The sequence below is a fragment of the Dethiothermospora halolimnae genome, from assembly GCF_037577855.1.
GTDB lineage: Bacteria > Bacillota > Clostridia > Tissierellales > VENL01 > Dethiothermospora > Dethiothermospora halolimnae.
Window position 1 is genome coordinate 56,968 of the sequence record NZ_JBAKFX010000016.1, and the last position, 11,514, is coordinate 68,481.

Annotated in this window: 13 protein-coding genes; 6 read left to right on the plus strand and 7 right to left on the minus strand. The window is 30.2% G+C overall.

Annotated elements, in window-relative coordinates; genetic code table 11:
* Position 1 precedes the first annotated feature (1 nt).
* The 4 genes from V6137_RS08620 to purB all read left to right on the plus strand — a co-directional run bounded on the left by V6137_RS08620 (position 2) and on the right by purB (position 3,988).
* Entirely contained in the window at positions 2-835 is an 834-nt protein-coding gene (locus V6137_RS08620; RefSeq protein WP_425447506.1) for a PHP domain-containing protein, read from the plus strand.
* Between the two features lie 2 nt (positions 836-837).
* Entirely contained in the window at positions 838-1,218 is a 381-nt protein-coding gene (locus tag V6137_RS08625) for a PadR family transcriptional regulator (protein ID WP_425447507.1), read from the plus strand.
* A gap of 96 nt (positions 1,219-1,314) precedes the next feature.
* Positions 1,315-2,505 carry a pyridoxal phosphate-dependent aminotransferase gene (locus V6137_RS08630; protein WP_425447508.1) on the plus strand — a complete coding sequence of 397 codons (1,191 nt, stop codon included), beginning with the start codon at positions 1,315-1,317 and terminating at the stop codon, positions 2,503-2,505.
* A gap of 52 nt (positions 2,506-2,557) precedes the next feature.
* The gene (gene purB / locus V6137_RS08635; protein WP_425447509.1) at positions 2,558-3,988 is read left to right on the plus strand and encodes an adenylosuccinate lyase; all 1,431 of its coding nucleotides are present in this window, start codon (positions 2,558-2,560) and stop codon (positions 3,986-3,988) included.
* 57 nt (positions 3,989-4,045) lie between these two features.
* Here purB and uvsE read toward each other — a convergent pair whose 3' ends face one another.
* A complete protein-coding gene (gene uvsE / locus V6137_RS08640; protein ID WP_425447510.1) occupies positions 4,046-5,008 on the minus strand; it encodes a UV DNA damage repair endonuclease UvsE in 963 nt (320 codons plus the stop codon).
* Positions 5,009-5,614: 606 nt separating this feature from the next.
* Between uvsE and V6137_RS08645 the strand changes: the two genes are divergently transcribed.
* On the plus strand, positions 5,615-6,568 hold the full coding sequence (locus V6137_RS08645; RefSeq protein ID WP_425447511.1) for a tyrosine recombinase XerC: 954 nt from the start codon (positions 5,615-5,617) through the stop codon (positions 6,566-6,568).
* Positions 6,569-6,603: 35 nt separating this feature from the next.
* Here V6137_RS08645 and V6137_RS08650 read toward each other — a convergent pair whose 3' ends face one another.
* Complete coding sequence (locus tag V6137_RS08650; protein ID WP_425447512.1) at positions 6,604-6,900, minus strand: LysM peptidoglycan-binding domain-containing protein; 297 nt, start codon at positions 6,898-6,900, stop codon at positions 6,604-6,606.
* A gap of 160 nt (positions 6,901-7,060) precedes the next feature.
* Between V6137_RS08650 and lexA the strand changes: the two genes are divergently transcribed.
* Positions 7,061-7,678 carry a transcriptional repressor LexA gene (gene lexA, locus V6137_RS08655; RefSeq protein WP_425447513.1) on the plus strand — a complete coding sequence of 206 codons (618 nt, stop codon included), beginning with the start codon at positions 7,061-7,063 and terminating at the stop codon, positions 7,676-7,678.
* Between the two features lie 21 nt (positions 7,679-7,699).
* Here the strand turns inward: lexA and V6137_RS08660 are convergent, their stop codons facing one another.
* Genes V6137_RS08660 through V6137_RS08680 form a run of 5 tightly spaced genes read right to left on the minus strand, consistent with a single transcriptional unit; the run spans position 7,700 to position 11,321 of the window.
* Positions 7,700-8,995 (minus strand): methionine gamma-lyase family protein, encoded by a 1,296-nt coding sequence (locus V6137_RS08660; protein ID WP_425447521.1) that lies wholly within the window; start codon positions 8,993-8,995, stop codon positions 7,700-7,702.
* A gap of 48 nt (positions 8,996-9,043) precedes the next feature.
* Positions 9,044-9,229 carry a hypothetical protein gene (locus V6137_RS08665; RefSeq protein ID WP_425447514.1) on the minus strand — a complete coding sequence of 62 codons (186 nt, stop codon included), beginning with the start codon at positions 9,227-9,229 and terminating at the stop codon, positions 9,044-9,046.
* Positions 9,210-9,803, minus strand: a complete 594-nt coding sequence (locus V6137_RS08670; protein ID WP_425447515.1) for a hypothetical protein — start codon at positions 9,801-9,803, stop codon at positions 9,210-9,212. The genes V6137_RS08665 and V6137_RS08670 overlap by 20 nt, the downstream gene beginning before the upstream one ends.
* Positions 9,784-10,383, minus strand: a complete 600-nt coding sequence (locus tag V6137_RS08675; RefSeq protein ID WP_425447516.1) for a GTPase — start codon at positions 10,381-10,383, stop codon at positions 9,784-9,786. Before V6137_RS08675 ends, V6137_RS08670 begins: the two co-directional genes overlap by 20 nt.
* Positions 10,380-11,321, minus strand: coding sequence for an AAA family ATPase (locus V6137_RS08680; RefSeq protein WP_425447517.1), 942 nt, complete (start codon positions 11,319-11,321; stop codon positions 10,380-10,382). The genes V6137_RS08675 and V6137_RS08680 overlap by 4 nt, the downstream gene beginning before the upstream one ends.
* Positions 11,322-11,514: the final 193 nt, after the last annotated feature.

An 11,514-nucleotide genomic window follows, 5' to 3' on the forward strand; every position in this document is an offset into this window, starting at 1 on the left:
TATGGATAAAATTGATTTACATATGCATACTACCTCTTCAGATGGAATTTTATCTCCTGAGGAAGTGGTGGATACTGCTGTAAAGAAGGGACTTAAAGCTATAGCTATAACAGACCATGACACGGTTGAGGGAATAGCTAAAGCAATTGATAGATCAAAGGAGTATAAAAATTTTTTAGTTATACCAGGTATAGAGCTAAGTTGTGATTATAAAAATAATGAAATACATATCCTTGGATATTTTATAGATTATAACTCAAAGATACTGTCCGATTTAACTAAAAAATTAAAAGATGATAGGGTTAAAAGAGGGGAAAAGATAGTAGATAAACTTAATGCTATGGGGCTTAATATATCCATAGATGAAGTTAATGAAATATCCAGTGAAGATTATATAGGAAGGCCCCATATTGCTAGAGTTTTAGTTAATAAAAACTATGTTAGTTCTATAGGCGAGGCATTTGATAAATATCTAGGTAATAATAAGCCTGGTTATGTGGAAAGATTTAAGCCAACTATACCAGAAGCTATAGATATTATACATGCTACAGGGGGAGTAGCAGTATTAGCTCACCCTGGTCTTATAGGAAATAACATTACATTAGATGAGATATTAAAATTTAAGTTTGATGGCATTGAGGTAATCCACTCTAAACATGATGATGATGATAGACATAAGTTTAATCTTATTTCTGAGAGCTTAAATTTAATTAAAACAGCAGGTTCCGACTGCCATGGATATATGATGAACAATAGTCTTTTAATGGGTAAATACTTTACTAATTTTGAAGTAGTTAATAAATTAAAATTGGCAGCAGATAAATATAGGGGGTAAATATGGGTAATTATAAGAACCAAAGAAATAGACAGTTTCCGTCGAAAATTAGTACAACATCTTTCGTTAAGCTTTATATTCTTCGTCTATTAACAGAAAAAAGTTATTATGGCAATGAGATTATAGAAGAGATAAAAATAAGACTTGATCATAAGTGGGAGCCTAGTCCTGGCATGGTGTATCCTTTACTTAGGGAGTTAGAAGAAAATAATTATATAACAGGATGGTGGCAAGAACCAGATAAAAGATCTATAAGATATTATAAGATTACTGATGAAGGCTTTGAACATTATAAAAAGATACAATTATTATATAAACCAATATTTGAAGATTCTTTGACTATTATAAAAAATACTTTAAAAGATATCTATAGAAAAGATTAATTTTTATTAATATCTTTTTAAAAAAAAGGATGTTATAATCTAGTTGTGGAAATAAGAATTGACGAAAAATATTTTAATAAAACTAGGAGGTCTATAATGGATTTTAATTTATCAAGAAAAGCTAAGAGTATAACACCATCTGTGACATTAGAAATAACTGCTAAGGCTAAAGCTATGAAAAGTGAAGGAATTGATGTTATTGGCTTTGGTGCAGGAGAACCTGACTTTAATACTCCAAAAAATATACAAAATGCGGGTATTAAGGCTATTGAAGATGGAAACACAAGATATACTGCAACTCCAGGAATAATGGAGTTAAGAAAGGCTGTTTGTGACAAATTTAAAAGAGATAATGACCTTGATTATAAACCAGAAAATATACTTGTATCAAGTGGAGCAAAACATTCAATTTATAATGCATTAAGTGCTATTTTAAATCCTGAAGATGAAGTAATAATACCTAATCCCTATTGGGTAAGTTATCCTGAACTTGTAAAGTTAGCCGATGGAGTTCCGGTAGAGGTGAAAACTCTAGAGGAAAATGGTTTTAAATATAAAGTTGAAGATTTAAAAAAGGCCCTTACTGATAAAACTAAAGCTATATTTTTAAATAGTCCCAGTAATCCAACAGGAACAGTATATGAAAGGGAAGAGCTAGAAGAAATCGCAAAGTGGGCAGTTGAAAATAATATTTTTGTTATATCAGATGAAATATATGAAAAATTAGTTTATGATGATGCAAATCATATTAGTATAGCCACATTAAATGATAAGATTAAGGATCTAACTATTATAATTAATGGTATGTCAAAGGCATATGCAATGACAGGATGGAGAATGGGATTTGCTGCAGCCCATAAAGAAATTATAAAAGTTATGACAAATCTTCAAAGTCATAGCACTTCAAATGCATCATCTATTTCACAATATGCCAGTGTAGAAGGATTAAATGGAGATCAAAGTCCTATAGAAGAAATGAGGAAGCATTTTGAAGATAGAAGAAATTACATGGTAGATAAGATTAATTCCATAGAGGGACTATCCTGCAAAAAGCCTAAGGGAGCTTTCTATGTAATGGCAAACATTTCAGAAGTAAAGGGAAAAGAAATTAAAGGCAGAAAGATAAATGATTCAATTGATTTTGCAGGTGCCCTATTAGAGGAAGTTAACGTAGCCCTTGTTCCTGGAAAAGCTTTTGGTGCAGATGATTATGTTAGGTTGTCATATGCTAATTCATTGGATAATATAAAAGAAGGCCTTAATAGGATTGAAGACTTTTTAAAATAGAGATATGGGTTTATCCCGTATCTCTTTAATTGATAAACAGGGAGGAATACATATGAAAGATTTTTATGAGAATCCTTTAGTTACCAGGTATGCTAGTAAAGAAATGTCCAATGTTTTCTCTCCGAACTCAAAATTTAGAACTTGGAGAGAATTATGGATAGCCTTAGCTGAAGGGGAAAAGGAACTGGGACTTAATATAACAGATGAACAAATAAAAGAACTGAAAGACAATAAAAATAATATAGATTTTGAACTGGCAGCAAAAAAAGAAAAAGAGTTTAGACATGACGTTATGGCCCATGTTCATACATATGGGGAACAATGTCCAAAGGCTAAATCCATAATACATCTTGGGGCTACCAGTGCCTTTGTGGGAGATAACACTGATGTTATCTTGATGAACAGAGGACTAAAGGTTATTAAAAAGAAGTTAGTTAATCTATTGGATAAAATGGCAAATTTTGCTGACGAGTATAAAGGACTTCCCACTTTAGGGTTTACTCATTTTCAGCCTGCACAATTAACCACCGTGGGTAAAAGGGCCACTTTATGGTTACAGGATGTTGAGATAGATTATAATAACTTAGATTATGTTTTAAGTAATATGAAAATCAGAGGAGTTAAGGGAACAACTGGAACCCAGGCAAGTTTTCTGAAACTATTTGACAATGATAGTGAAAAGGTAAAGGAACTGGATAAAAAAGTTGCTAAGAAAATGGGATTTGATAAGACTTATCCAGTAACAGGTCAAACCTATACTAGAAAATTAGATTCAGAGGTCTTAAATGTATTAAGTGGTATCGCCCAATCCCTTCATAAAATAACTAATGATATTAGATTATTGCAACATTTAAAAGAGATAGAAGAACCCTTTGGTAAAAAGCAAATAGGATCATCGGCAATGGCCTATAAAAGAAATCCCATGAGAAGTGAAAGGATAGCTTCCTTGGCTAGGACTATTATAGCCAATGGATTAAATCCAGCCATGACTCAATCTACCCAGTGGTTTGAAAGGACATTAGATGATTCTGCTAATAAGAGGATAAGTATTCCTCAATCATTCTTAGCATGTGATGCAATCTTAGAAATAGCTATTAATATATTTGATGGAATGGTAGTATATGAACAGGTAATAAATCAGCATATAGATAATGAGTTACCATTTATGGCTACAGAAAATATACTAATGGAAGCTGTTAAAAAAGGTGGAGATCGTCAAGAGTTACATGAAGTGATAAGGGAACTATCTATGGAATCCAGTAGAAGGGTTAAGATAGAAGGGAAAAGTAACGATTTGTTAGAGAGAATAATAGCTAGTGATAAATTCAACCTAACAAAGGAAGAAATTTTAGATATAGTAGATCCAAAGAACTTTATAGGTAGAGCTCCAGAACAGGTTACAGAATTTATTGATGAATTTATAACTCCTATTTTAAAGAAAAATAAAGAGTTATTGGGTATGGATGTTACATTAAAAGTATAAACCGTCTATATAGACGGTTTATTTTTATATACCATAAAAACATTATGTAAACTTAAACTAAAATTCAAATGAAGCCTGATCTAAAACTTTAAATTCATTATGGTTTTTGATTTCTTTCATTAAGTTAAATAGTGCCATATTTTTATTTTTTGCTTCAATCATAATGTCGAAATCCCTATCAATACTTTTGGCTTTTTTTATAAAGGAATAAAAGGATTCAAAATCTATATTATCGGCATGGGCTCTGAACTTTTTATCAGATTTAGGACTGGAAATATGAATTTTAGGAATAAGTTTCTGGTCATCCCAAGTACTGAATATTCTTTCTAGATAATTTTCAATATCTTCGTCATTATTATTGCACCAGTGATGATGTATATCAAAAACCATAGGGGCTTTTATTTTTTCACATAGGGTCAATACATCTATCATATTATAGGTCTTATCATCATTTTCTAATATCAATCTATTTTTTAGGCTATCATCTAAATTATTATATGCTTTTTCAAATCTCTGTAAAGTTTTTTTCTTACTTTTATATTTGCCTCCAATATGTAAAACTAGTTTCCCACAATCTGTATCAAGGCCCATAGCATCCATAATGTTATTATGGTAAACTAAATCCTTTATTGACGATTTTACAACATCTTCTCTAGGGGAGGATATTATTGTAAAATGATCAGGGTGGGCACTGACCCGAAAATTATTGTCTTTAATTATTTTATTTATATTATTATAAAGTTTTTTAAAAGGGGTTATATAGTCCCAGTCTATAACATCGGGGTGGGTGACAAGGGGGACTATTTTTGATGTTATTCTATATACCTTTATATCATGGGCAGCATTGTATAGTAGTATTCTTTTTATATTTGTCAAATTTTCTTCAGTGATTTTATTCAATTTATATAATTTAACTTCTTTATCGTCAATTTTTTTATATTGGGTATAGCTAACAGTTTTTGAGGGGGAGCAATCTTTTAAATCTATGGCCATAGATACATATCCTAATCTAATTTTCATTGAAAACAGTCCTTTCTACATATTTTATTATTTTATTTAATATTTTCCAATTAAAGTCATAGTAGCTTGAAACATATATTTCCATGTCTAATGAGGCTGTCGAAAATGCCTATATAGAACTTCATGTATTTTGTAATGTAATTATATTATAAAATGTCGTAAAAGCTGTTAAAAGGGAAATAAATAGATGCTTTTTGTGTCGTTTTATAGTTAATATGAAAATCGACATTTGCTAATTGAGAAACATTTTTCATCAATATAATTCTACAAAATTATGAGTATCAAAATGTCGAATCTCATTATACATGGAGTAAAAATATTTATATAATTTTGTTTCTGTAAATAGGTCTTAATATGATGTACTAATGATGATAAAATTATAATAAGGTCTTAAAAAATGTTATAATACTATTGAATTTTAGAAAAATAATGAATAGAAAATTGGTTATTATTATTTTAGTTTTCCAATAACCATAAAAGTATATGTAACAATTATTAAAAAAATTCTAAAATGAGCAGGAATTTGGCTTAAAATATAGAAATCTAATTATACAAAATGTATATTTTGCGACATTAGATGTTAAAACTACAGAAAGGATGATTAATATGTACGATATACCATTAGCATTGGAGGATTTTTTAAATTACATTGAAACGATCAAGGGAAAATCAGAAAACACAGTTAAGGAATATCGATATGATCTTATTACTTTTTTTAGATATCTAAAGATTAGATATAGATTAGTTAAAAAAGATGTATCTTTTGATGATATAGATATATACGATATAGATATAAATACTATAAAAAGAATTACAATACAAGACTTATATGGTTTTATATCCTTTGTGGATAAAGAAAGAAATAATAGCAATTATGCTAAAGCTAGAAAAGTCGCTAGCCTACGCTCCTTCTTTAAATATCTACATAGTAAAGTTAAGTTAATTTCTGAGAATCCAGCTATTGATTTAGAGTCACCTAAGACCGACTCTAGGCACCCCGTCTATCTAACCTTAGAAGAAGCTAGAAAGCTATTAGATGTGGTTGATGGTCAATTCAAAGAAAGGGATTATGCAATAATCACCCTATTTTTAAATTGTGGATTAAGATTATCAGAGTTAGTTAGTATTAATATAGATAAGATCAGGGGTGACACCCTAACTGTTGTAGGTAAAGGTAATAAAGAAAGGACCATATATTTAAATGATGCCTGTATAGAGGCTATTGATGAGTATATAAAGATAAGACCTACAAAGGGTATAAATGATGATAAGGCTCTATTTATTAGCAAAAAGAAAAATAGACTTAGTCCAAAGGCCGTTCAATATTTAGTTAAGAAATATGTGAAAAAAGCTGGATTAGACCCGAACAAATATTCTCCCCATAAGTTAAGGCATACTGCAGCCACTTTGATGTACCAACATGGAAATGTGGATATAAGAGCATTGCAACAGATATTAGGCCATGAAAATGTTGCTACAACCCAGATATATACACATCTTAATGATGACAGACTAAGACAAGCTGTAAAGAGTAATCCTTTATCTAAAAATAAAAGTTAATGGTTACAGGGGAGCTCGTAACCCCCCTGTTTTTTTTAATAAGGCACTTTTATTATATCACCAGGAAAAACAGTAGTTTCCTTTATATCATTATATTCTATTATATTATGTAAGACCCTTCTTATATCTTCGTTATTATGATTATTGTCCCTTGCTATATTCCAAAGAGTATCTCCCCTTCTAACTACAACTTTATGGTGTTTATTATAAGATCTACTATACACAGCATCTAAGTTTAATGCAGTAGTTAATATAAATAATAATATTAAAAATAATATGGTTATAAAAATAGTAAATCTTGTTTTGTTTACAATAACATACTTTTTTCTCATATTAACCTCCCCTTTCTTAGAACCCACGTTCCCAAAACATCTGTTCGCTTTATATTATAATAGAACATTCGTTCCTTGTCAACACTTTGTCGAACGAATGTTTGATAAAATTATAAACATATGATATAATATAAAAAAAGTATATTGGGGGTGTAATAATATGTATGAAGATTTATCACAAAACCAACTAAAGATATTAAATTTTATTAAGAGTGAAATTGAAAATAGAGGTTATCCCCCTGCAGTTAGAGAGATCTGTAAGGCCGTAAATCTAAAGTCCACTTCTACAGTTCATGGACATTTATCTAAATTGGAGGACAAAGGCTACATAAGACGAGATCCTACTAAGCCTCGGGCCATTGAAATATTAAATAAAGATAATAGCTACTTACCAAAAAAAGAAGTAATTAATGTTCCGATTTTAGGCAAGGTTACTGCAGGAAAGCCTATTTTAGCTGTTGAAAATATAGAAGACACCTTCCCTATTCCGCTAGATTTTGCTAAAAATAGTGAAGTATTTATGCTAAAGGTTCAAGGGGAAAGTATGATAGATGCTGGAATATTAGATGGAGATTTTGTTTTAGTAACTAAACAAAATGTGGCTAATAATGGAGATATAGTAGTTGCCCTAATAGAAGATGAAGCTACTATCAAAAGATTTTATAAAGAAAAAAATCAAGTTAGATTACAACCAGAAAATAAATATATGGAACCTATAATAGTTAAAGACGTAAAGGTATTGGGAAAAGTTGTTAGTCTATATAGAAATATAAAATAACAAGGTGGATTTACCACCTTGTTATTTTAATTTAACAAGATTATTTATATATAAATTATTTAAACTTTTCATAACTCCAATTTTACAGTGCTCATAGGTTAATCCCCCCTGATAATATGCAATATATGGCTCTCTTATGGGACCATCGGCACTAAGTTCTATTGATGAGCCTTCTATAAAACCTCCTGCTGCCATTATAACTTCATCTTCATACCCCGGCATAGCCCAAGGATTAGGGGCTACATATGAGTCTACTGGAGAGGCATATTGTATTCCTTGGCAAAACTTGATAATTCTTTCCTTTGATCTTAATTCCACTCCCTGTATTATATCACTTCTTTTATCTTCCACATCGGGTATAACCCTAAATCCAAGACTTTTATAAACCGCCGCTGTTAATAAAGCACCTTTTAAAGCTTCAGAAACAACTTTAGGAGCCATAAAGAAACCTTGTAATGTATTTCTTGTAGTTCCAAAGGTTAACCCACATTCTTTACCAACTCCGGGAGCAGTACTTTTATTTGCCACTAATTCAATAATGTCTTTATTTCCTGCTACATATCCCCCTGTTAAAGCCAAGCCTCCTCCAGGGTTTTTTATTAAAGAACCTGCTATTACATCGGCTCCAACTTCTATAGGTTCTATTTTGTCTATAAACTCTCCATAACAATTATCCACCATACATATTATATTTTTATCATATCCTTTTATAGCAGATATAGCTTTTTTGATTTCATCAATTAAAATAGCCCTTCTATCACTATAACCAGTTGACCTTTGTATCAATATCAATTTTGTTTTATCAGAGATTGTATTTAAAACCCCTTTTATATTGATTTTATCATCATCTGTAAGGGGAACCCCTTTATAAGAGATACCATAGTCCTTAAGGGTCCCCTTGGCATCTCCCTTTATTCCTATTACTGTCTGTAATGTATCATAGGGAGCTCCCGTAATTGAAATCATCTCATCATTAGGTCTTAAAATTGCCGATAATGTTAATGATATGGCATGGGTTCCAGAAACAATTGTAGGTCTTACTAAGGCATCCTCCGCTTTAAATACATTGGAATAAATCTCTTCTACCTTGTCCCTTCCAATGTCACCATATCCATACCCAGTTGTCCAATTAAAATGGGTAGAGTTTAGCTTTGCCTGCTGCATAGCATTTAATACTTTATATTGATTATACTCCTTCATATCATCTATATCTTTAAATTTACTCTTAATTTTATTTTCTTGATCCATTACATATGTAATAATTTCTTTTTTTACATCAAATTGTTTACATAATATATTTATGGTATCCTTATTCAATTTATTCACCTTCTATTTATTATTTTCTTTTGTATTCTACCATATTACCTATTTTTCTTCAAACACCCTATCACATATTGGGCATACCCTATTTTTTAATAATTCTTTTCTTAATTTTATAGGTGAATATACTATGCCATTTTTTAAACCTTGTTTTTGTCCAACAACTCGACCTATATGATAACTAACTAATACTATAGATAATAATATTATACTATAAGTTATGACTCCCATCTTTTTTTCCTCCCACCCAAAATACTTCAAGAGCTGCAAAAACTAGAAATACTATTAAACATACTATTAACTTTATTATATTAATCTTTATCAATATTAAAACTATAATTAGGGAAAATAAAATAACTTCCACCAATCCAAATCTGTCAACTAAATTACTATTATTATTCATTCTATCTAACTTTAAGTCTATAATGTCATCTATAAGTTGAAGTAATAACATAATTAAAAAAGAAGATATCATAGGATATAGTCCTATTAATAAAGTACCTACTAAAAATACTAATACTCCTTCTTGATATCCTTTAATTTTAAAAGATAACTTCCTATTTAAGTCACTAAACATACCTATTATATATGCAGAAAATAATAAGGATATGGAGACTTCTTTATCTAACAAACAAGCCATAGAAAATATAATTAATCCGTAGGGAAGAACTCCTGTTCCCATATTATATATCAATTTTTTTAATAATTTATTATCATCGTCGATATAGTCATCTATCATCTTTATAACAAAGGCTGTGAAAATTATGGCCACAATCATCTTTACTCTATAGGCTTTTAAGAACAAAAGTCTTCACCTCGTTAAACCCTGTTTTATATAATGCAGATATAGGAAATATATTGGAACTTTTAAGCTTCCGTCTTAAAAACTTGATATCGCCTAACTCTTCGTCTAGATCTATTTTATTAGGCAATAAAGCATAATTTTTTTTGTTGTTACCATAGTTTATAATCTGCTTATCAATTTTACTTATGTAACCTTTATTTTTAACCCTATATGTATCTATTATATGCAGTATTAGATCACAATTCTCCAGTTGGTCTAGTGTCTGAATTATTCCATTTCTTATGGCTAGCTCTGGGTGTATGCCATCCATCAATCCACTGGAATCTAATATATTTAACTCCTTATGGCCTTTATATACCTTAATATTCATTTTAGTTGACTGTATACATCTAGTTTTATAGGGTTTTTTAGAAGATAAGTAGGCCTTGGCTGCATCTATTGTCATTTCCTTTTTTAAGCTTCTACCACTGGGATATTGAAATTTTATTATAATTTTTTTTAATCCTAAAAATTCTGCAAAATTTAACATAAACAATGTTTTCCCAGCATTGGCTTTTCCTATAATTAAAGCTCTTTTCAATACTTATCATCCCCTTCTATATCATCTTTTCTTATAAGTAGTAAATCCTCTTTTGTAATAATACTTTGTTTTTTAAGTCTTATGGCTTGTTTTCTAAAGGATTTTTCTATTATATTTCTAACTAGTCTAGCATTGCCACTGTTAAAGGAATAATTATTAGTGCTTAATAAAAGTCTTAATTTTCTTATTGCCTCCTTTGTTAATTCATACTCCTTTTCTATAGCCATTTTTTCGGCAATTTTTATGAGTTCATCAACGGTGTAATCGTGGAAATTAATATGTATAGGAAATCTAGACTTTAACCCTGGATTAAGTTTAAGAAAATACTCCATTTCATCTTCATAGCCTGCTAATATTAAAATTAAATCATTCTTATTATCCTCCATAGATTTAACCAAGGCATCTATAGCTTCCTTTCCAAAGTCCTTCTCACCACCCCTTGCTAAAGAGTATGCTTCATCAATAAATAAAATACCTCCCATAGCCTTCTTTACCTGTTGTCGCACCTTAAGAGCTGTATGGCCTATATACTCCCCCACTATATCTGCCCTTTCTATTTCTATTAAATGTCCCTTTTCTAAAACTCTCATTTCTTTAAACAGTTTTCCGATTATTCTAGCTACAGTAGTTTTTCCAGTACCGGGATTTCCCTTAAATATCATATGTAAAACTATTGGGTCTGCAAGGAGTTTTGCTTCTCTTCTTTTATCTTGAATATCCACAAAAGCCCTTATTTCCTCTATTAGTTCCTTTACATTTTTAAGCCCCACAAGGGAGTTTAACTCATCAATTATTTCTTCGATTGATTCGATCTTTTCTTTTTTATTAGTGACACTCTTTTTTAATGTAGTAGTATTAGAATTTGTAAACAATCTATCAAAGGTATCATTTAAATCTAACTTTCCTTCTCTATATAATGATATAACTTCTCTATTCATTCTTTCACCTCTAATTTAGTTGCTATTAATATCATATGCAATAGAATAATAGATTGTTAATATTTTTTATAGAGTAGGAGGTAGATAATTAATTTATCTACCGGCCTCTCACACCACCGTACGTACCGTTCGGTATACGGCGGTTCACTAAGACAATCTGAATTTTTCATACTGTGAAGATAAACTTGTAAAG